This window comes from Amycolatopsis vancoresmycina, from assembly GCF_000716785.1.
Taxonomy (GTDB): domain Bacteria; phylum Actinomycetota; class Actinomycetes; order Mycobacteriales; family Pseudonocardiaceae; genus Amycolatopsis; species Amycolatopsis vancoresmycina.
Map to the genome: position 1 here is coordinate 1,174,710 of NZ_JNYY01000001.1, position 21,097 is coordinate 1,195,806.

General features: G+C 70.4%; 19 protein-coding genes and 4 tRNA genes. 8 read left to right on the plus strand and 15 right to left on the minus strand.

The genetic code is table 11. From position 1 onward, the window contains the following. Positions 1–3: 3 nt before the first annotated feature. From OO60_RS05010 to OO60_RS05065, 12 genes are all read right to left on the minus strand, one after another. On the minus strand, positions 4–255 hold the full coding sequence (locus OO60_RS05010) for a hypothetical protein (RefSeq protein ID WP_003077794.1): 252 nt from the start codon (positions 253–255) through the stop codon (positions 4–6). Continuing rightward, positions 252–521, minus strand: a complete 270-nt coding sequence (locus OO60_RS05015) for a hypothetical protein (RefSeq protein ID WP_003077791.1) — start codon at positions 519–521, stop codon at positions 252–254. The genes OO60_RS05010 and OO60_RS05015 overlap by 4 nt, the downstream gene beginning before the upstream one ends. A gap of 1 nt (position 522) precedes the next feature. Then, the gene (locus OO60_RS05020) at positions 523–1,005 is read right to left on the minus strand and encodes a hypothetical protein (RefSeq protein WP_003077788.1); all 483 of its coding nucleotides are present in this window, start codon (positions 1,003–1,005) and stop codon (positions 523–525) included. Further along, positions 1,002–2,147: a glycosyltransferase family 4 protein gene (locus OO60_RS05025; RefSeq protein ID WP_033260952.1), complete on the minus strand. Its 1,146-nt coding sequence runs from the start codon at positions 2,145–2,147 to the stop codon at positions 1,002–1,004. Before OO60_RS05025 ends, OO60_RS05020 begins: the two co-directional genes overlap by 4 nt. Positions 2,148–2,165: 18 nt before the next feature. Next, positions 2,166–3,083, minus strand: coding sequence for a phosphatidylinositol mannoside acyltransferase (locus tag OO60_RS05030; RefSeq protein WP_003077782.1), 918 nt, complete (start codon positions 3,081–3,083; stop codon positions 2,166–2,168). After that, positions 3,080–3,703, minus strand: a complete 624-nt coding sequence (pgsA, locus tag OO60_RS05035) for a phosphatidylinositol phosphate synthase (protein WP_003077780.1) — start codon at positions 3,701–3,703, stop codon at positions 3,080–3,082. The genes OO60_RS05030 and pgsA overlap by 4 nt, the downstream gene beginning before the upstream one ends. An 88-nt stretch (positions 3,704–3,791) precedes the next feature. Beyond that, positions 3,792–4,313: a MarR family winged helix-turn-helix transcriptional regulator gene (locus OO60_RS05040; RefSeq protein WP_003077777.1), complete on the minus strand. Its 522-nt coding sequence runs from the start codon at positions 4,311–4,313 to the stop codon at positions 3,792–3,794. A gap of 83 nt (positions 4,314–4,396) precedes the next feature. Further along, positions 4,397–4,939 (minus strand): HIT family protein, encoded by a 543-nt coding sequence (locus tag OO60_RS05045; protein WP_003077773.1) that lies wholly within the window; start codon positions 4,937–4,939, stop codon positions 4,397–4,399. Then, positions 4,936–6,963 carry a threonine--tRNA ligase gene (gene thrS, locus OO60_RS05050; RefSeq protein ID WP_003077771.1) on the minus strand — a complete coding sequence of 676 codons (2,028 nt, stop codon included), beginning with the start codon at positions 6,961–6,963 and terminating at the stop codon, positions 4,936–4,938. The genes OO60_RS05045 and thrS overlap by 4 nt, the downstream gene beginning before the upstream one ends. A 133-nt stretch (positions 6,964–7,096) precedes the next feature. Then, positions 7,097–7,711 (minus strand): malonic semialdehyde reductase, encoded by a 615-nt coding sequence (locus tag OO60_RS05055; protein WP_003077767.1) that lies wholly within the window; start codon positions 7,709–7,711, stop codon positions 7,097–7,099. Positions 7,712–8,055: 344 nt separating this feature from the next. Then, a complete protein-coding gene (locus OO60_RS05060; protein WP_003090450.1) occupies positions 8,056–9,582 on the minus strand; it encodes a sugar transferase in 1,527 nt (508 codons plus the stop codon). A gap of 764 nt (positions 9,583–10,346) precedes the next feature. After that, positions 10,347–10,418 (minus strand) — tRNA-Val (locus OO60_RS05065). Between the two features lie 391 nt (positions 10,419–10,809). Here OO60_RS05065 and OO60_RS05070 point away from each other — a divergent pair. From OO60_RS05070 to OO60_RS05090, 5 genes are all read left to right on the plus strand, one after another. Further along, entirely contained in the window at positions 10,810–11,235 is a 426-nt protein-coding gene (locus OO60_RS05070) for an SsgA family sporulation/cell division regulator (protein WP_003090451.1), read from the plus strand. A gap of 112 nt (positions 11,236–11,347) precedes the next feature. After that, positions 11,348–11,420 (plus strand) — tRNA-Gly (locus OO60_RS05075). Positions 11,421–11,444: 24 nt separating this feature from the next. Next, a tRNA-Cys gene (locus OO60_RS05080) sits at positions 11,445–11,515 on the plus strand. A 1-nt stretch (position 11,516) separates the two neighbouring features. Further along, positions 11,517–11,588, plus strand: a tRNA-Val gene (locus OO60_RS05085). 733 nt (positions 11,589–12,321) lie between these two features. Continuing rightward, positions 12,322–13,914 carry a phosphodiester glycosidase family protein gene (locus tag OO60_RS05090; protein WP_003090454.1) on the plus strand — a complete coding sequence of 531 codons (1,593 nt, stop codon included), beginning with the start codon at positions 12,322–12,324 and terminating at the stop codon, positions 13,912–13,914. Here the strand turns inward: OO60_RS05090 and OO60_RS05095 are convergent. After that, positions 13,856–14,809, minus strand: a complete 954-nt coding sequence (locus OO60_RS05095; RefSeq protein ID WP_051767630.1) for an LLM class F420-dependent oxidoreductase — start codon at positions 14,807–14,809, stop codon at positions 13,856–13,858. The genes OO60_RS05090 and OO60_RS05095 overlap by 59 nt on opposite strands. Positions 14,810–14,838: 29 nt before the next feature. Further along, positions 14,839–15,321, minus strand: a complete 483-nt coding sequence (locus OO60_RS05100) for an RpiB/LacA/LacB family sugar-phosphate isomerase (protein WP_155848927.1) — start codon at positions 15,319–15,321, stop codon at positions 14,839–14,841. 74 nt (positions 15,322–15,395) lie between these two features. On the opposite strand from OO60_RS05100, the gene OO60_RS05105 reads away from it, so the two are divergent. Beyond that, positions 15,396–16,634: an alkaline phosphatase family protein gene (locus OO60_RS05105; RefSeq protein WP_003090459.1), complete on the plus strand. Its 1,239-nt coding sequence runs from the start codon at positions 15,396–15,398 to the stop codon at positions 16,632–16,634. A gap of 6 nt (positions 16,635–16,640) precedes the next feature. Continuing rightward, complete coding sequence (gene eno, locus OO60_RS05110; protein ID WP_003090461.1) at positions 16,641–17,903, plus strand: phosphopyruvate hydratase; 1,263 nt, start codon at positions 16,641–16,643, stop codon at positions 17,901–17,903. Here the strand turns inward: eno and OO60_RS05115 are convergent. After that, a complete protein-coding gene (locus OO60_RS05115) occupies positions 17,898–20,720 on the minus strand; it encodes an AfsR/SARP family transcriptional regulator (RefSeq protein WP_162146227.1) in 2,823 nt (940 codons plus the stop codon). The two genes, eno and OO60_RS05115, sit on opposite strands and share 6 nt — an antisense overlap. Before the next feature lie 111 nt (positions 20,721–20,831). Here OO60_RS05115 and OO60_RS05120 point away from each other — a divergent pair, with 111 nt between their 5' ends. Then, the gene (locus tag OO60_RS05120; protein WP_155848928.1) at positions 20,832–21,086 is read left to right on the plus strand and encodes a response regulator transcription factor; all 255 of its coding nucleotides are present in this window, start codon (positions 20,832–20,834) and stop codon (positions 21,084–21,086) included. Positions 21,087–21,097: the final 11 nt, after the last annotated feature.

Consider the following 21,097-nt stretch of genomic DNA (forward strand, 5'->3'; position numbering starts at 1 on the left):
GCCTCAGAGCTCTTCGAGCACGTTCAGCCGGAAGTGGTACGTCGACGTCCGGCCCTCGACGATCACCAGGTACCCGCCCGGGCCGCGCAGCACCGTCCGCGACTTCGGCGACCACGGGTAGGCCGGCTCGTACTCGCGCGCCAGCCGCAGCGCTTCGGCCTCGGCGGTTTCCCGGTCGGGATGGGAGAACCGCTCCGACAGCGACCAGATCCGCTCCGACGTGCGCTGTTCCTCGACGACCACCCACCAGGTCATTCCGGTTCCGCCACGGTCTCGCCGAGCGTCACGCGGAAGTGGAACGTCTGCGTCCGGCCGGTCGCGATCACCAGGTACCCGTCGGCGACCCGCAGCACCTTCCGCTCCTTCACCCCCGACGGGTGGACGGGCTCGTGCGAGAACGCCAGCCGCCGCGCGACCTCGTCGGCGTGCTCGCGATCACCGCCCGCCGGCTTCGTCTTCGTGACGTTCCAGGCGCGCGCGTCCCCGCCGCCGCGCTGCTCCTCGACGACCACCCACCACACGTCAGACCTCCGGCTCGGCGAACTCGAAGTACTCCGGCAGCGGCGCGGTCCCCGCGAGGCGGAAGTACCGCACCTTCCGCCGCCTGCGCAGCCGCAGCGTGTCGCGGACGGCGTCGTTGTGGACGCGGCGGGCGATCACCACCCGGTGCTCGGCGTCGGTCAGCTCCTCGGCCAGCTCGGCGGGCAGGCCCGAACGGTCGACGCGCCCCAGCTCCAGCGTCAGCTCGTTCTCGGCGGCTTCCCGCTCGGCCCGCGGCGCCGCTTCGGCACGCTCTGCCGACGTACGCAGGCCTGGCGAGCCCTGTACCGAAGCGACCGCGCGTGCCACCACCGCCCGCCGGGCCAGCGCGGCGTCCAGCGCCGCCCAGCCGGCGTCCGTGCGGACGTGCAGCCGGTCGAGCCGGTTCGCCGTCGCCACCAGGAAGAGCCCGCCCAGCACCACGACCAGGGCGAGCAGCGGCAGCAGCCAGCCGAGCACGCTCACCGGGCGAGCTCCCGTTCCGGTGCCGCGACCCGCCGCGGATCGGCCGCGACGGCCGTCTCGTAAACGCGCAGCACCTGCGTGGCCACCACCGACCAGTCGTACATCGTGACGCGTTCCCCCGCCGCCGCGGCCAGGGACGCCCGGTGCGCCGGGTCGCCGAGCAGCTCGCGCAGCCCGTCCGCGAGCGCCGCCGGGTCACCGGTCTCGACGAGCAGCCCGGCACGGCCGTCGTCGAGCACCCGCCGGAACGAGTCGAGCCCGCTGGCCAGCACCGGGGTCCCGGCCGCCATCGCCTCGGTGAGGATCATCCCGAAGCTCTCGCCGCCGGTGTTGGGCGCGCAGTAGACGTCGACGCTGCGCAGCGCCTGGGCCTTCACGTGGTCGTCGACCTGGCCCAGCAGCTCGAGGTGCGGGGCCAGCTCCGGCCCGGCGTCCCGGCGCAGCTGCTCGGCGTCGCCGCGGCCGACGACGACCAGCCGCAGGTCCTCGAACTCCGGCAGGATCCGCCGCAGCGCCTCCAGCAGCACGCCCATGCCCTTGCGCGGCTCGCCGAACCGGCCGACGAACCCGACCGTGCCGCCGGCCCGCGGGTAGCCCGGCAGCGGCGTCGCCGCGGAGAAGAAGCCGACGTCGACGCCGTTGGGGATCTCCACGGCGTCGCCACCCGCGTGCTCGACCTGGACGCGGCGGGCCAGCGCCGACACCGCGATCCGGGCCGTGATCTTCTCCAGCAGCGGCCGCAGCACCGGCTGGAACGCCGACAGCGTCCGCGAGCGAGTGGTGGCGGTGTGGAAGGTCGCCACGATCGGGCCGTCGGCGATGAGCAGCGCCAGCAGCGACAGGCTGGGCGCGGCGGGCTCGTGCAGGTGCAGGACGTCGAAGTCGCCTTCGCGGATCCAGCGCCGTACACGGGCGTAGGACACCGGGCCGAACTGCAGCCGCGCGACCGAGCCGTTGTACGGGATGCCGAGCGCCTTGCCGGCCGGGTGCACGAACGCCGGCAGCTCCGCGTCCTCGTCCGCCGGTGCCAGCACGGACACCTGGTGCCCGCGCGCGAGCAGCGCCTTCGTCAGGTCGATGACGTGCCCCTGGACCCCGCCGGGCACGTCGAAGGAGTAGGGGCACACGATGCCGACCCGCATCGGCCGCGCGGCCACGCTTCAGCTCGCTTCTTCGAGGCTTGCCTGCTCGGCGGCCTCGAGGTCGGCCGGCCAGAACTTCTGCACCATGTGCCAGTCGGCCGGGTGCGCGGCGATGTCGCCGGCGAAGATGTCCGCCAGTGCCTGGGTGGCGGCCGGGACCTCGGCCCGCGCGGTGACGCGGATGCGCGGGTGCAGCCGGATCTGCCAGCCTTCCTCGGTGAACCAGCAGCCGGCCGGGATCAGCGCCGCGCCGGTCGTCGCGGCCAGCCGGGCCGGACCGCCGGGGAAGCGGGCCTTTTCGCCGAAGAACTTCACCGGGATGCCGCTGGTGGTCAGGTCGCGGTCGCCGACCAGGCAGACGGCCTTGTTCTCGCGCAGCCGTTTCAGCAGCACGCGCATCGCCGAGCTGTCACCCGTGAGGGGGACGATTTCGAAGCCGAGCGACTCCCGGTACTCGACGAACCGGCGGTAGAGCGACTCGGGCTTCAGCCGTTCCGCCACGGTGGTGAAGCCGCCGAGGTAGTCGGCCAGCCAGACGCCGGCGACGTCCCAGTTGCCGCTGTGCGGCAGCGCCATCACCGCGCCGTTGCCCTCGGCGAGCGCCGCGTCGAGGTTCTCCACGCCGGTGATCGAGGCCGCGACCTTGGCGCTGACCTCCTTGTGGTCCATCGACGGCAGCCGGAACGTCTCGTGCCAGTAGCGGGCGTACGAGCGCATCGCGCGCCGCGTCAGCTCGTCCATCTCGGCCGGGTCGGCCTGCGGCACCACGCGGGCCAGGTTGGCGCGCAGCTGCCGCACGCCGCCGCCGTCGCGGCGGACGGCGAGGTCCGCGCCGAGCGAGAACACCGTGCCGCCGAACCCGGCGGGCAGCCAGCCGGCGAGCTTCCACCCGGCCGCGTAGCCGAAGGCGCTCAACCGCTCGCTGAACCTGCTCATGCCGGTTGCTCCCCGGCGGCCGCCTTGGCCGCCTTCGCCACCGCGGCGGTGCGCTGCAGCAGCGTGATCACCGACAGCACGGCGAGCAGCCAGAGCGTCACGTCGACGGTGTACGGGATGCCGAAGCCGTGCAGGCCGGTGCCGACCAGGGCGATGATCAGCCGCTCGGCGCGCTCGACGAGCCCGCCGTCGACCGGCAGGCCGGAGGCGTCGGCCCGGGCCTTGACGTAGGAGATGACCTGGGCGAGCACCAGGCACAGCAGCGCCGCGGCGGCGGCCGGGCGGTTGTCGTCGACGACGAAGCACCACCAGGCGATGGCGGCGAACAGCGCGCCGTCCACCAGCCGGTCGCAGGTGGCGTCGAGCACCGCGCCGAACGGGGTGCCGTAGCCGCGGGCGCGGGCCATGGCGCCGTCGAGCAGGTCGAGCATGGCGAAGCCCCACACCGTGAAGGTGCCCCACAGGAGGTGGTCGGTGGGGAAGAAGGCCAGCGCGCAGACGACCGCGCCGGCGGTGCCGAGCACGGTCATGACGTTCGGGGTCAGCCCGGCGCGAACCAGCGCCTGGCCGATCGGATCGGTGACGCGGGAGACGGAGGCACGCGCGAAGATATTGAGCATCGGTTCGTCGAGGCACCTGGCTACGAGGGTCGGGTGGGCGAATGCAGCCTATCCACCCGCCTCGGCGAACCCGACGCGCCGCCCCGGGTCAGCCCGATTTCGTGAGCTCGCCCTCGTGTTCGCGCGCGTCCTCGGCGGCCTTGGCGGCGGCGCACTTCGGCGAGAGCTGACGGCGGATCGCGGCGCTGATCTCCCCGAGCGCCCTCACCTGCTCCGGCGTCAGCGGGTCGAACAGGCTCTCGCGGACGGCTTCGACGTGCCCGGGCGCGGCCGCCTCGAGCGCGGCGAAACCGTCGTCGGTCAGCACGGCCCAGGCGCCGCGCTTATCGGTCGGGCACGCCTCGCGGCGCACCCAGCCGTTCGCCTCCAGCCGCGCGACGGCGTGCGAAAGGCGGCTGCGGGACGCCTGCCGCGCGTCGGCGAGCTCGCTCATCCGCAACCGGCGGCCGGGCGCTTCCGACAGGGCGACGAGGACTTCGTAATAGGTGTGCGGCATGCCCGAGTCGTGTTGCAGCTGGCCTTCGAGGTGCGCGCTGAGCATGCGGGTGGCCGAATTGAACTCACGCCAGACGCGCTGTTCGTCGTCGCTGAGCCATCGGGTTCCGGACATAACCCCATCATACTCTCGGTTGAACACTCAATCAGGAGTTTTTGCCGGTCAGGGCGTGGTCCAGACGACTGACGGACCGCCGGTCACCAGGCGTCGGCCAGCATGTCCCGCGTCTCCCCCAGCAGCTGCGGGAGCACCTTCGTCTGGCCGATGACCGGCATGAAGTTGGCGTCCCCGCCCCAGCGCGGCACCAGGTGCTGGTGCAGGTGTGCCGCGATGCCCGCGCCCGCGATGTGCCCCTGGTTCAGCCCGATGTTGAACCCGTGCGCGCCGGACACCGCGCGGATCACCTTCATCGCGTGCTGCGTGAACTCGGCGACCTCGCGGGTCTCCTCCACGGTCAGGTCGGTGTAGTCCGCGACGTGCCGGTACGGGACCACCATCAGGTGCCCCGGGTTGTACGGGTACAGGTTCAGCACCGCGAACACGACGTCGCCGCGCGCGACGATCAGGCCGGTTTTGTCGTCCAGCGCGGGGATCCGGCAGAACGGGCAGCCGGGCTCCTCGTCGCCGTCCGGCTTGTCCTGGCCCTTGATGTAGGCCATCCGGTGCGGGGTCCAGAGGCGCTGGAAGGCGTCCTGGACCCCGATGCCCTGCTGCTCGACGAGCTCGGGACCCTCACTCACCGAACGACCGTCTCCAGCGCGTCGGCCGACGGCGACGCGTTCTCGCGGCGCGCGACCCACTCCGCGATCGCCTCGACCGCCTTTTCCACCGGCACGCCGTTGATCTGGCCGCCGTCGCGGAAGCGGAACGACACCGCGCCCGCCTCGACGTCCTTGGCGCCGGCCAGCAGCATGAACGGCACCTTCTGCGTGGTGTGCGTGCGGATCTTCTTCTGCATCCGGTCGTCGCTCGCGTCGACCTCGGCGCGGATCCCCTTGGCGCGCAACGCCTTCTCGACGTCCTGCAGGTACTCGACCTGGTCGGCGGTGATCGGGATGCCGACCACCTGCACCGGCGAGAGCCACGCCGGGAACGCGCCCGCGTAGTGCTCGGTGAGCACGCCGAAGAAGCGCTCGATCGAGCCGAACAGCGCGCGGTGGATCATCACCGGCCGCTGGCGCGAACCGTCCGGCGCGGTGTACTCGAGCTCGAACCGCTTGTTCTGGTTGAAGTCCAGCTGGATGGTCGACATCTGCCAGGTGCGGCCGATGGCGTCCTTGGCCTGCACCGAGATCTTCGGGCCGTAGAAGGCCGCGCCACCCGGGTCCGGGACCAGTTCGAGGCCGGAGTCGATCGCCGCCTGCCGCAGCGTCTCGGTGGCCTCCTCCCACTCCCAGTCCTCGCCGATGAACTTGTCGGAGTCGCCACGCGTCGACAGCTCGAGGTAGAAGTCGGAGAGGCCGTAGTCGGCGAGCAGGTCGAGGACGAACTTGAGCAGCGACTTGAGCTCGCCCGGCATCTGCTCCTTGGTGCAGTAGATGTGCGAGTCGTCCATCGTCAGGCCGCGCACGCGGGTGAGGCCGTGCACCACGCCCGACTTCTCGTAGCGGTAGACGGTGCCGAACTCGAACAGCCGCAGCGGCAGCTCGCGGTAGGACCGCCCGCGCGAGCGGAAGATCAGGTTGTGCATCGGGCAGTTCATCGCCTTGAGGTAGTAGTTCTCCTCGTCGAACTGCACCGGCGGGAACATCGTGTCGGCGTAGTAGGGCAGGTGGCCGGAGGTGTGGAACAGCTCGCCCTTGCTGATGTGCGGCGTGTTCACGAACTCGTAGCCGGCCTCCTCGTGGCGGCGGCGCGAGTAGTTCTCCAGCTCGCGGCGGATGATGCCGCCCTTCGGGTGGAACACCGGCAGGCCGGAGCCGATCTCCTCGGGGAAGGAGAACAGGTCCAGCTCGGCGCCGAGCTTGCGGTGGTCGCGGCGCTCGGCCTCGGCGATGCGCTCCAGGTAGGCGTCCTGCGCCTCCGCCGACTCCCACGCCGTGCCGTAGATCCGCTGCAGCTGCGGGTTCTTTTCACTACCCCGCCAGTACGCGGCGGCGACGCGAGTCAGTTTGAACGCCGGGATGAACTTCGTCGTCGGCACGTGCGGGCCGCGGCAGAGGTCACTCCAGACACGTTCCTTGGTGCGCGGGTCGAGATTGTCGTAGATGGTGAGCTCGCCCTCGCCGACCTCCATCACCTCATCGGTGTCCACTTCGGACTTGAGGTCGACCAGTTCGAGCTTGAACGGCTCGTCCGCGAGCTCCTTCTTGGCCTCGTCAACGGAGTCGAAAACGCGCCGCGAGAACTGCTGGGCGCCCTTCACGATCTGCTTCATGCGCTTTTCGAGCGCCTGCAGGTCCTCCGGGGTGAACGGCTTCTCGACGGCGAAGTCGTAGTAGAAACCGTCCTTCACCGGCGGGCCGATGCCGAGCTTGGCGTCCGGGAACTGCTGCTGCACGGCCTGGGCGAGCACGTGGGCGGCCGAATGGCGGATCACGCTGCGCCCGTCCTCGGTGTTCGCCGCGACCGGCTCGACCTCGGCGTCGGCTTCCGGCGCCCAGGCGAGGTCGCGCAGCTTCCCGTCGGCGTCCCGCACGACGACGATCGTGTCCTCGCCCTTGGTCGGCAGACCGGCTTCGCGGACCGCCGCGCCCGCCGTAGTGCCCGCCGGTACCACCACGCGGGAGGCGGCCACGGGGGAAACGGGGGGCGACTGGGACACGATCGGCTCCTCAAGCTGGAGTGACAGAGATGACGCCGTCGATGCTAGTCGGCGGCGCTCGCGTGCCTCACGCGCGTGGCGCGAACGCGGGACGGGCCGCCTCCGGCTCCGGAGACGGCCCGTCCGAGCGGCGTCAGAGGGTCTCGACGACCTGGTCGAAGTCCAGCCGCGGCAGGCGGTCGAACCAGGGGTTCTCGCCCGGCTTGCCGACGTTCACGACGACGAGCGAGCGCCACTTCTTGTCGGCGAAGAACTCGTCGTCGACGCCCTGGGCGTCGAAGCCGGTCATCGGGCCGGCGGCCAGGCCGGCGGCGCGGACGCCGATGATGAAGTAGCCGACCTGCAGCAGCGAGTTCAGCTTCGAGAACTCGACGCGGCCCTGCTCGTCGGAGAAGTTGTCCTTCACCTGCGGGGCGTGCGGGAAGACCTGCGGGATGTTCTCGTGGAAGTCGACGTCCGCGGCGAGCACCACGGTCAGCGGGGCGGCTTCGGTCTTGTCCCGGTTGCCCGGGGCCATGTGCGGGAGCAGGCGGGCCTTCGCCTCGGCGGTCCGGAGCACCAGCGCGCGCAGCGGCTGGGTGTTCATCGACGTCGGGGCCCACTTGACGAGGTCGTAGATCGCGCGGACCTGCTCCTCGGTCACCGGCTCGGAGCTGAAACTGTTGGCCGTGCGGGCCTCGCGGAACAGCAGGTTCTGGACGTCCGCGGGGACCTGGATGGCCTCGGTCTGCTCGGCAAAGGTGGTCATGGGGCTGGGATTCCTTCCGTTGGGTCGGTACCCCGTCCAACCAGGTTGAGCGTTGAACTATTTCGCGCTCAACCTCCTCCGGGCGGTGAAGTGGGTCACCGCCCTCCGGATCACCCGAGTGGGTTATGCGAGTCGGCTGCCGGTAAGCCGGGCAGCCGGGGCAGTCCCCGCTGCCCCGGCCGGCGTGGGCCGCTTCCGGCGAACAGCGGCCCCGGACCCGGCAAGTTCCCGGGCCGGTACCGCGGCTGGTCGCGCGGCGCAGCCGGCGCCCGGGAACGGACACGGCCGCCGACCCCCGCGGCGGGGGTCGGCGGCCGTGGTGCGCGGCGCGCGGCGAGGACGGGTCAGTAGGCGCCCTGCCCGCCCATCACCGCGCGGAAGGTCTTCCAGAGGATCACCAGGTCCAGGGCGAGGGACCAGTCCTCGACGTAGCGCAGGTCGAGCCGGATGCTCTCCGCCCACGTGAGGTCGCTGCGCCCGCTGACCTGCCACAGGCCGGTCAGCCCCGGCTTCACGAGCAGCCGGCGGCGGGCGTCCGGCGCGTACTGCGCGGTTTCCTCCGGCAGCGGCGGCCGCGGGCCGACGAGCGACATCTTCCCGGCGACGACGTTGAACAGCTGCGGCACCTCGTCGAGCGAATACCGGCGCAGGAAACCACCCACGCGGGTGATACGGGGGTCGCGCTTCATCTTGAACAACGGGCCCGCACCTTCATTGGCCTGCTCCAGGGTTTTCCGGATTTCGTCGGCATTGGTGACCATCGTCCGGAACTTGAGCATGGTGAACGTGGCGCCGTCGCGGCCGACGCGGCGCTGGCGGTAGATGACCGGGCCGCGGTCGTTCAGCTTGATCGCCGCGGCGATCACCAGCAGCAGCGGGGACAGCAGGGTGAGCAGCAGGGCCGAGCCGGCGCGGTCGACGACCTCCTTCACCACCCGGCGGCCGCCGGTGAACATCGGCGCGGTGACCCGCAGGAGCGGCATGCCGAGCACGCCGGTGACGTTGAGCCGGGGCCCGGCGACCTCCATCAGGACGGGCGCCACGACCATCTCCGCGCCGGTGCCCTCCATGTCCCAGGCCAGCCGCTGCAGGCGTTTCGGCGTCCAGTACTGGTCGGCGGTGATCGCCACGACGCGGTAGCCGCCGCGCCGCACGTGCCGGGACAGCTCCTCCAGCCTGCCGACGACCGGGACGCCGTCGATCTCGCCGCTGTCGCGGTCTTCGCCGTGGCCGCTGAAGGTGCAGGCGGCCTCGACGCGCCAGCCGACGTGCACCTCGGAGCGGGTGCGGGCGATCAGGTCGGCCACGGTTTCGGGGCTGCCGGCCGCCATCACCGGCAGCAGGCAGAGCCCCCTGGCGCGCTTGCGGTGCAGCACCTGGCGCAGCAGGTAGCGCTGCGGGAAGGCGACCAGCGCGATGGCCGGGACGACGATGAACACCCAGACCTGGACCTCGAGCGCGCCGAACAGCAGGCCGCCCAGCGCGACCAGGACGGCGGCGGTGATGAAGCCGCGGCCGAGCGTGCGGTACTCCTCCGCGCCTTCGCCGAGCACGCGCGGGCTCCAGGCCCGGCTCACGGGCAGGGAGACGAAGACGGCGAGCATGGTGCCGAAGGCGTGCATGTCATGGGGGGCAACGCGATCGATGACGAACGCGCTGATCGCGATCACCAGCAGCGTGATGAACACATCGCTGCCGATGACCCAGGCTCTGTACCGCGCTTCCCAGGCCGCGGGCCACGCTTTCGAGGACGGGTTCGCCGCGTCGTCGCCGTCGTGGCCGTCCCGCTTGGCGGGTCGGGGGATGGCCTGGAGGTCGATGTGCGGCGGTGGCTGGCTCACCGTGTACGAAGGCCGCACCGACTCTTCCATCTGACCTCCCGGAAACAGGATCTGGTTGACCCGCGAGCACGCAGCGTCACCGAAAACGATTCCGGAGAGTCACTACACTTCTGTAGTCGCGCAGAGCCCGCGGAGGCTTCACACGGCAAGTTATCGGCGACTCTCTCGGCAGCGTTACAAGGATTTCCAGCCACATGTTGCGTCACTTCCCCGCCAGAAAATGGCCGGGACATAACAAGATGATGACGATGGGTAATAGGGCGTATCCCCGTGAAAACTACGTTCCGTAGCGAACAGGGCGATACCCGCACTCGGGTGGACCAAGCGGCGCCGAACGGCCGAACCGGCCCCGGCCGGTTCTACTGTGGACACTGGGCGCGCGGAGTGGTCCACAGTGGACCAGAGGTCCGGCGGGCGGCCGGCGCCGAGGCCCGCCGCCACGGCGTCACGCGCGGTGGTTCTGTCACACGTCGGGCAGCGCGGGGGCGGCACGGGAGCGCGGGCTGACCGGCCGCCGCGGCGTGCCGAGGATCACATCGCCCTCCCACGAGGTCGCATTCGACAGAAATCCGCCGCGTCGACACGGTTCGGAGGCAGTTCCACGGGGCCTCGGCGGCGGGGGCGCGCACGGCGCTCGTGAGCAGATACGGCCGGACCGAACGGATCGTTCACTCCGGTTGCGCCGAGGGTGAGGTCCGGCGTGGAAATGCCACCCGGCCTGCGGGGCGCCGATCGTGCGGATACGGAAAAGCCCCGCCTGCGTTTCGGCAGACGGGGCCTTCTCAGCTCTCGCGTGGGCGATACTGGGATCGAACCAGTGACCTCTTCGGTGTGAACGAAGCGCTCTCCCGCTGAGCTAATCGCCCGCTCGCGGTGTTGTGATGAACTCTAGCGTACGACTTTCAGGCGCCTGCAAACGGGTGGTCCTCGACGACCACACTCCGCTTACCGGCGAGTACGGTCCGCACAACCCCGAGCTAGCCGGGGTTGTGCGGACGGGGGGCCGCGTGACGCCACGTTCGACATCCGTGCGACGGTGCTATCGCCCGGCGACTAAACCGCGCAGTATGGAGGTCGTGGGCCCCACGGGGCGCGCCGGTCAGCTGCGCGCCGTGGGTGGTCACGGGTGGAGACGGGGGCCGAAGAGCCCGGACGGGTGATCTGCGGCGCACCCGCGACGGAACAGGCCTCCCGATGCGTCCCAGTGGTGATGCCCTCGGCCGGGCCGGGCCGGGAAGGGAGACGAAGGGTAGGACGATGCGCAACGATCACGTGACGCTCCGCTCGACGGCGGTCTTCGACCTGCTGGCGCCGCGGACCCCCGCGGTTCCGGTGAAGGTGGAGCTGCGCTACGACACACGCGACCCGTATGCGGTCGTCGCGGCCTTCCGCACCGGCCGGGCCGGCTGGGTCGAGTGGGTGTACGCACGTGACCTCCTCGCGGACGGCCTCCTGGCCGACGCGGGCGACGGCGACGTCCGCATCCGTCCCTCGGTCGAGGACCCCGAAGCGGTCCTGATCGAGCTGAACTCCCCCTCCGGGCACGCGATGTTCGAGGCATCGGCCCAGGAGCTGGCGGACTTCCTCGACCGCACGTACGACGTGGTCCTCCCGGGCAACGAGCACCAGTGGGTCGACGTCGACGACGCGCTCACCCACCTGATCCCCCACGATCTGGCCTGATGACGGCCCCGCAACGGCGGAGTGACACCCCGGTGTCGAGGCGGTTTTCGGGGTCCGATATGGTTTTCCCACACCACGGCGACGGGGACTCGGGTTCCCGGAGTGGTGGAGTGCGGATGTAGCGCAGCTGGTAGCGCATCACCTTGCCAAGGTGAGGGTCGCGGGTTCGAATCCCGTCATCCGCTCGGCAGGCTCTCGGGCCTAGTCACGGTGGAGTGGCCGAGAGGCGAGGCAACGGCCTGCAAAGCCGTGTACACGGGTTCGAATCCCGTCTCCACCTCGCGCGATTAGCTCAGCGGGAGAGCGCTTCCCTGACACGGAAGAGGTCACTGGTTCAATCCCAGTATCGCGCACTCGATCGCGGGAGAGCCCTGCTTGCGGAACACGCAAGCGGGGCTCTCTTCGTTGTGTCCTGTGGGGGCCGAGCCCCCACACCCCCGCCGGGGGCACGCCCCCGGACCCCCAGCGCGGTCACCTCCCGGAGCACGCCCGGCGATCGCTTGGCCACCGTTCTCGAGCGTCTATTGCTCACCGGGGTCACGTGGAGGGGATCGGCGGGCCGCTCCCCGGCGCTGGCGTCGTCGAGTTCGTTGCCGTCCCGCTCCGGCCGCCAGAAGCGGTCCGGAAGTTGGACCGCCGCACGCATGCCCCTCCGGCGTGCACAGCACGAAGAGCTTCCGGTGGCTGTCCATCAACTCCTCGAACAGCACCGCGATCCCCGGCGGCAACGCCACGAACCTCGTACCCGCGGGGGTTTTCGTCCGACCCTGCGCGGGCCGGGGTTCCCCGTCGCGTCGGCGGCCGTCCGCGTGGTGATCATCGTCGCTCGTTCTGCCTCCTTTGTAGACCTTCCCCGCCGGCGAGCCGGCAGGTCACCACGACAGCGCCGCATCCGACGGCTTCCGAGAGCAGCCCGGAGATGACGGGTCGCCCTCTCGGCCGGACCTCGACCGCGTGCCGTCGAGACCGCGTGTCGTCACGCGGCCGGCAGCTGCCCTGGCACTGGTGGCTATCGTGCATCGGGAGGGTGGGCGAACTGAGGGGGATGACTTGACTCTTCGACTGTGGCGCGAGTCGTGGCCGCGAGTGGGCGAGGCCGTTACTCGCGTCGTCTGCCTGGAGATCGATCTCGCCGATCAGGTGTCCTCCGCACCCGCGCACGAGCTCAGCTACCGGCAGGCTCGCCCCCAGCCTTACCCCGACGACCTTTTGCGCCACGCGCAGTACTACTCCGTCTTCGGACGGCAGGCGCCGGCACACCGGTCCGTGTTGTTGTTCGTCGGCGGTCGCGGTCAGGAGGACGCCACGCAGGAGGTTCGGTGGCACGGGACCGCTGTCGTCGACCGAGACCGGGCGGACTACCAGCTGCTCAAGACCGCCGCCGAACGCCGTGTTCTCGTCGCGGAGACGGACGGGCGGGTCACGTTGGGCCCGGACGCCGTTCTCGACGATCACGACGCGACCCTGGTGTGTCTGGAGAGACTGGACCGGGACGGCCGGCTCGTGTTCTACCCGGCCGGCAAGAGCGACCTTCGCCTGGGCGCCAAGGCAGCTCGGCAGCCCGTCGACCTGGTCGTCCCGATCAACCCCATGAGCACGTTGCTGTCGCGGGAAGCGGTGACCGCCACGGCCGGTTTCAACGGCAGCTACTTCGTCATCGTGGAGGAGGAGTTCGTCTCGGATCCGTTCTCGTTCGCGATGGACCCCATCGGCCTCGTGATCACCGACGAGGTGGTGGTGAACCCGCCGATCTACCGTCGTCCGGCCTTTCTCGTGACCAGGGACACGTACGGCAACGAGAACGATGATCTACTCTACGGCGGCGGCATGCGCCGTGCGCTGATCCGCACGATCGGTCCCGAGAACTGGTCAGCCACTCTCCCGGGCGGAGTGGTGGTGGCCGGCCGATCCGTCCGGCTGCCGGGTGCGATGCCCATGGCCGTCAACCCCGCGCAGGACGGTGCGGAGTGTTCGGTGTGGACACCCACCGCACGGGCGGCGGGAACGTTCACCACGCCGCAGGACGACGACCGGGTGGACTTCGTCGTGGTGGGCGAGGCCGTCGTCGGGCTGAAGGAGGGCGGCGGTACCCGCATCCCGATGAACGCGGCCGTGATCGGGCTGCAGAAGCGTTACGCGTCACCGGTTGTCACGGCGATCCGGGGTGGCGACCGGGTTGTCAAGCACCAGGTCGACTGCGGCCCTGATGCCGGGCGGCCCCTCCACGGCACCCAGGGCTGGGTGCCGTTGATCCGGGACGGCCGACCGTGCGACCCCATGGTCGAGCTGGCTGGTCTCGACTTCGCCGGCCACGAGCACGGCAGCGAGGACTGCACCATCCCGCCCGTGTTCCTGCCCGACCGGTATGTCGTGGAGGAGAACCACGCACACCTCGCGATCGGTTTGACCGGTGACGGGAGGATGTACGTCCTCCACGCCGAGGGGTGCGAGGTACGCACCTACCGCGAAGGCCGGGACAGTCAGGGGGCCAGTCCCATCGAGCTGCGGGATCGTCTCGTGGCTCTGGGCTGTGTCGAGGCGATCGCGATGGACGGTGGCGGGTCGGCCGCGATCGCGTGGAAAGGCGGGCTGGCCAGCAAGCCGTCGGACCGGTTCGACGTCAGTCAGCTCGCGGTGGAACGGCTTCTGCCCGGGATGTGGTTGTTCCACCGGGAATGAGGCCCACTGTCTCGGCCACCTGCCGCCAGCCGTCCTCGGGCAGGTGTTCGAGGTCCGCGTGGTAGAGCTGGACACAGACGTGGTCGGCACCGGCGTCGAGGTGTTCGCGTATCCGCGCGGTCGCCACGGCCGGATCGCCCCAGGACACGAGCGCGTCGACAAGGCGGTCACTGCCGGCACCCGCGATGTCCTCGTCCGTGAAGCCGAGCCGCCGCCAATTGGCGACGTAGTTGGGCATGGCCAGGTAGCGGTTCAGGTGCTTCCTCGCCACGGCACGTGCTGTCGACGGTGTCCCGTCCAGCAGCAGCGCCTGTTCCACGCACAACGTGGCATCAGGACCGAGGATTTCCCTCGCCCTGGCGGTGTGTTCGGGCGGGACGAGGTAAGTGAGGGCCCCTTGTGCCCTCGTCGCGGCGAGTTCGAGCATGCGCGGGCCCAGCGCGGCCAGGAGGCGCGGGGCCGACGGCGGGGCCACTGCCCGGTACGCGGTGGCCGCCCGGTCCATCCCGTCGAGGTAGTCCCGCATCGACGCCAACGGGCGCCGGTAGCACGTTCCCCGGACGTCCTCGACGAGCGACGCGTGGCTGACGCCGATCCCGAGCACGAACCGGTCCGGGTAGGCCTCGGCGAGCGTCAACGCAGCGGCGGTCGCGGCGAACGGGTCCCGCGCCCAGATGGCGGCGATCCCCGTTGCCACCACCATCCGGCCGGTCGCGCCGAGCAGTACCGCAGCATGGGTCAGCGGCTCCCGGTAGACCGTCTCCCCCACCCACACCGCGCCGTAACCGAGTGCTTCGAGATCCCGTACCGCACGTCGGACCCGGGAGGTCGGGAAGAAGTTGAACTGCCTGGTCCAGACACCCACCTCGCCCATGCGGTGGAGTGCAACGTTCATCGGCTGCCCAGCTGACACCGCACGCGCCGCTAACGCCGGGCTGCCCGCGATGGCGGCAGCCGGTTCCTCGCGTCGATCTGGTTGACTCTCTCGACTTTGCGAAGTGACCGGCCGCCCCCGAACTCCGCGGCGAGCCACCGGTCCACCACCGTCTCCGCGGCAGAGGGCGCGATCACCATTGCGCCCATGGTGAGGATCTGGGCGTCGTTCGAGGTGCGGGCTCGTTCGGCCGACAACGTGTCGTGCGCGGTCACCGCCCGGACACCGTAGAACTTGTTGGCCACGATGGCCATGCCCAGTCCGGTCCCGCAGAAGAGGATCGCCCGGGTGCACTCACCCCGGCAGATCGCCTCGGCCGCGTCCGACGCCACGTCCGGGTAGTCGCGGACCGGGAAGCCGCTGTAGTCGAGAACTGGGTAGCCGCGGCCCCGCAAGAGGTCGCCGATGTGGTCCTTCAAGGGAATCCCCCACTCGTCGGCTCCGATGCCGATCGCGCTTCCCGTTGATGTCAATCCCTTGCCTCCTACGCTCACCTGCTGTTTGAATGTTACTCCGTGCTATCACCTGACGACAGGACGGATTGACCATGGCATCCGCCGGCGCCACGACTGCCTTCGAGGCGACGGTGACGGCCCTGGCCGGTCGCCAGGGGCGCACGATCGCCCTGCTGGTGCTGGACGGAGTCGGCGGGTACCGCACCGCGCACAGGGCTTCCGAGCTGGCCATGGCCCGCACACCGAACCTGGACGAGCTCGCCGCGACCAGTGCCCTCGGGCTGCACGACCCGGTGCGCCGAGGTATCACCCCGGGGTCCGGCGCGGGCCACCTGGGACTGTTCGGGTACGACCCGCTGCGTTACCGCGTCGGCAGAGGCACCTTCACCGCCGCCGGCCTGGGGGTGGAACTCGCCGAAGGTGACGTGGTGGCTCGGGCGAACATCTGCACGCTGTCCGAGGACGGAACCATCGCCGACCGCCGGGCCGGCCGGATGTCCACCGAAGAGGCGATCGAGGTCTGCGACCTCGTCAACGAACAGTCCTTCGGTGACGTCCAGGTCCGCCTCGTGGTGGAAATGGGACACCGCGCTCTCCTGCTGTTGCGGGGAGCGGGTTTGAGCCCCGACATCGCCGACACGGACCCACAGCGGACCGACGTCCCGCCCCTCGCCCCGGCACCGTTGTCCGAGGCGGGCGTCCTTGCCGCCGAGACGGTCGGCACCGTGCTGGCACGCTGCAGGAACGTGCTGGCCCACCGGAAGTCGGGGAACTTCCTGTTGCTGCGCGGTTTCGACACCCGTCGAGAGCTACCTCCCTTCCCCGAGCGCTACCAGGTGCGGGCCGCGGCGTTGGCCACCTATCCGATGTACCGGGGAATCACCCGTCTGCTCGGCTTCGAGACGCACCACGTCCGCAACCTCGAGACGGCCGTGCAGGCACTGCCGGAGCTCGTGCGTGACGGCGTGGAATTCGTCTACGTACACGTGGAAACGCCGGACCTGGCCGGGGAGGACGGCGACTTCGAGGCCAAGAAGACCGCCATCGAAGCTGTCGACGCCCTGGTTCCGGCGATCCGCGCGAGCGGCGTGGAGGTTCTCGCGGTGACCGGTGACCACGCCACGCCGGCCCACCTCTCGGCGCACAGCTGGCACCCGGTTCCGGTGCTCGTGCACGGCGGCACCGCGCCGGCTGACGGCATCGCCGCGTTCGACGAGGTGTCGTGCCGGCAGGGATCGCTCGGTCGCTTCCCCGCATACGAGCTCATGCCACAGCTCTTGGCGGCCGCGGGCCGCCTGGCGAAGTTCGACGGCCAACGGCACGGCAGCTGAGGTCCGGTGTTCGTCATCGACGACCTCTCCGCGTGGGAGATCCTGGAAAGCCGTGGCCGGCCCACGGTCGCGGTGTCCGTCACGTTCCGCGGCGGCGCCACGGGGACGACCCAGGTTCCGTCCGGTGGATCACCGGGGAAACACGGCGGCGTGGAGCGGCGCGACGGCGATCCGCGCCGGTTCGGTGGCCTGGGCGTGCTCGGCGTCTGTCGCACCATCGAGACCGAGATACGGGACGCCGTCGTCGGGCGGCGGTTCACCGGGCTGACCGAGCTGGATCGCGCGCTGGCGAGTCTCGACGGCACGGCCGACAAGTCCCGGCTCGGGGCGAACGCCACCCTGGGTGTGTCGCAGGCGACGGCCGTGGCCCTCGCCGCGCACCGCGGTGTGCCTCTGCACCGGTTGCTGAGCGGCTGTGCGGGTACGTCCGAACGACTTCCGCTGCCGTTCTTCAACGTGGTCAATGGTGGTGCCCACGCGACGAACCGGCTGCGGATGCTCGAGTTCATGATCGCACCCGTCGGCGCGCCGAGCATCCGCGAAGGGATCCGGTGGTGCGCCGAGATCTACGCGATGCTCCGGCACAACGTGCTGCGCGGCCACGGGAACATCAACCTCGGCTACGAAGGCGGGTTCGCCCCGGACATCGTCGAACCGGAGGAGGCGCTGCGGTTGATCTTGGAGGCCACGGTCGACGCCGGTTACACACCCGGGACCCAGATAGGGCTCGCGATCGACGCCGAGGCGGACAACCTCGTCGCCGACGGTGGGTACGACCTCGGCGGCCCCGTGGTGAGCACGGCCGGTCTCGTCGACCGGTACGAACAGATGATGAGGACGTACTTCGTCTTCAGCGTCGAGGACGCGGTGGCCGCACCGGATCGCGACGGCTGGGCGCTGCTGCGGTCACGTCTCGGCGATCGCCTGCAGCTCGTGGCGGATGCCGCACTCGGCACCCAGGCCGCGAACATCCGGGACGCCGCCGGGACGGGGTTGGGGAACGCCGCGCTGATCAAACCGAACCAGGCCGGCACGGTCACCGAGACGCTGGAGGCGATTGCCGCCGCGAGAGAGGCCGGGTGGACGGCGATGATCTCGCACCGTTCGGGCGAGACGGGTGACACCTTCATCGCGGACCTCGCGGTGGCGACCGGCGTCGGGCAGATCAAGGCCGGCGCACCGGCCGGCGGCGAGCGGGTGGCGAAGTACAACCGCCTCATCGAGATCGAGCTGCGATCCGGCGACCTGCCGGTGGGACCGCCGCTATAGCTCGATGCCCAGCTCGCCGATCTTCCGGCTGACTTCGCCGGCCTGAGGGTCGTCGAGATCGTCGAAGATGGTCAACGCCTGGTTCCAGTGGTCCACGGCGACGGCGATCGAACCCGCCTGGCGGGCCGCGTCACCCATGCTGTCCCACGTTCGCGCCTCGCCCTGGCGGTCACCGATCACTCGCCGCAGGTCCAGTGCCATCTTGTAGTACTCCACCGCGGCGGCGAAATCTTCCAGCATGCAGTTGACCTCACCGAGGTCGTGCAGCATCCATGCCTGGCCCCACCGGTCGTCGATCTGGCGTCGCACGTCGAGCGCGCGTTCGTACCAGCTCACCGCCTGCTCGTACCGCCGCAGGCCGGCGAACGCTTCACCCAGCCCACCGAGAACGGCGCCCTCCGTCCACCGGTCGCCGGTCTTCAGCGCGATCGCGAGGGCGGCCTGGTGTTGTTCGACCGCCTCGTCGAACCGTCCCTGGCTGGCGCGGACGAGACCGATGCCCATCCGGACGATGCAGCGGCCGAACTCGGCGATCTCCTCGCTGATCCGCTGCCCGATCAGCTCGCACGTGGCCATGGCCTGCTCGAAGTACTCCATCGCCCGCTCGTGCGAGCCGAAGTCCCAGTACGCGTAGCCGAGGCTGCCCAGACACCACCCCTCACCGAGGACGTTCTGCGACCGGCGTGCGGCCTCGAGGCCGGTCGTGTACACCGCGAGCTGATCGGCCCAATGTTTGCGGAGGTAGAAGAAGTTCCACATCGCGGCGGGCACCTGCCACGCCGTCTCGTATTCACGCCAGTCGAAGGCCTGCCGGGTCGCGGCGACCAAGTTGGCCCGTTCCGTCTCGCACCATTCGAGCGCCTGGTCGTACCCGGTGAAGTCGAGCGGCTGCACGTCCGGGCTGTTCCCTCCCACCACGCTGAGGCGCTGGGGGATCAGGAGCCGGTCCGCCGCGGCCGCCGACAGCTTGTACCAGGTCAGCATGCGGTGGACGGCCGCCACCCGATCCGCCTCGGTTTCCTCCTCGAACGCGCGTTCGTAGGCGTACAACCGAAGCAGGTCGTGGAACTCGTACCTGCCCGGCGTGGTCTCCTCGACGAGGTGCACGTTCGCCAGTGCCTTGACGATGCGGCCCACCCGCCCCTCGGGAAGCCCGGTCATCGCCGCCGCCGCCGGCAGGCTGACGGTGCCACCCGCGTGCAGGCCGAGCAACCGGAACACCCTGGCCGCCTCCGGCGACAGCACGCGGTACGACCAGGAAAACACCGTGCGCACCGCCATCGACTCGTCGTCGCCGGTGTCCAGCAGATCCAGCCGGGACTTCTCGGCAGCCAGCTCCGCCGCCAGATCCGCGAGCGTCGTGCTGGGACGGGTGCACATGCCCTCCGCGACGATCCGCAGCGCCAGCGGCAGGCGACCGCAGAACCGCACCACGTCGGCTGCCGCCTCCGGATCGGCGTGGATGGCGCTGGTTCCGATGACGTGCCCGAGAAGCGCCAGTGCGTCGGCGTCCGGCAGCACGTCGAGGGTGACCCGGTGGATCCCCTCCCGGATCGCCAGCTTGCTCATCCGGTTGCGGCTGGTGATGAGCACCAGGCAGGTCGGCGACCCGGGCAGGAGCGGGGTCACCTGGTCGGCCGACTTCGCGTTGTCCAGGACGACGAGGACCCGACGACCGTCGAGCAGCGAACGGTAGAGCCCTGCCTGGGCGTCCAGCCCCGGCGGGATCCTCTCCGGAGGCACGTTGAGTGCCCGGAGGAAGTTCTCCAGGACCTCGGCCGGGTCGAGCGGCGGGCTGTCCGGGTCGTACCCGCGCAGGTTGACGTGCAGGATCCCGTCCGGGAACTCGGTGCGCAGCTGGGCGGCCCAATGCAGCGCCAGCGCGGTCTTGCCGACGCCGCCGACCCCGTCGATGGCCGTGATGACCACCGTCTGGACGGGTTCCGGCCGTCTCCGCAGCACACCGTTCAAGCGTTCGAGCTCGGCCGACCGGCCGATGAAGTGCCTCGTGCCCGGCGGCAATTGCCTGGGCGCCGGGAAGCCCGCGGCCGGTCTGGCAGCACCGGCACGGTCGCCGGCGTTCACCAGGCCGGCGTCGTTGCGGAGGATCCGCCCCTGCAGTTCGCGCAGTTCAGGACCTGGATCGGCGCCGAGGTCGCTGACGAGGTGCGCGCGCAGCTTCCGGTAGTGGTCGAGCGCCTCCGCCTGGCGGCCGCACCGGTACAGGGCGAGCATCAGCTGTCCTGCCACGCGCTCGTCCAGCGGGTACGTCCGCGCCCGGGTGGACAACGTCGGCAGCAGCTCCGCGTGGTTGCCCTGGCGCAGCTGCAGGTCGTAGTAGTCCAGCTCGGCCGACCGCCGTTCGTTCAGCACCGCTTCGCGGACACCGTTGAGCCAGTAGGTGTCCAGGTTTGCGAACGGTTCCCCGCGCCAGAGCCCGAGCGCCTCGTCGAACAGCTCGTGCGCCTGCTCTCCGGCTTCGGCCGCCCGGGCCCGGCTCACCAGCTCGCGGAACCGGTGCAGATCCACGGCGGCCGGGTCGACGTCGATGACGTAACCACCCGATCGCCGCCGGATGACGGCGCCGTCGAGCTCGGCGCACACCCGGCGCAGGTGGGAAACGTACCCGTAGAGGGTGTCGCGGGCACGGGCAGGTGGACTGCCACCCCAGACACGCTCCGTGAGCTGGTCGATCGAGACGGGCCTGTTCGCTTCCACCAGCAGAACAGTGAGCACGCACTGCTGACGCGCATGGCCGAGCTCCACCAACCGGCCGCTGACCTGCGCTTCCACCGCACCGAGGAGTGCGAACCGCACACCCATGAAGTTCCCCCTACGCGTCGCCCTCCTCTCCACTGAAGCGGCTGTGGCGCCGCCGTTCAAGGTTTTCCGCAGATCCGCCCCGGACTGACGACGCAGAGTCATCCCATGGGCAACGCACCTGGGAAGGGGTCGAGCGGAATGGACACCTCGGACACCAAGGAGGAACGCAGGCAGCTCACACCACCCGAACGGACCGTGGCCGCGCTGGTGAGCGAAGGTCTCACCAACCAGCAGGTGGCCAGGCGGCTGAACCGCTCGCCACACACCGTGAACTTCCACCTGCGCAACATCTTCCGCAAGCTCGGCGTCCGCTCACGGGTCGAACTGGCCGCCTACGTGCACCGTCGGCTCCCCCGGTAGCCGGCCACACG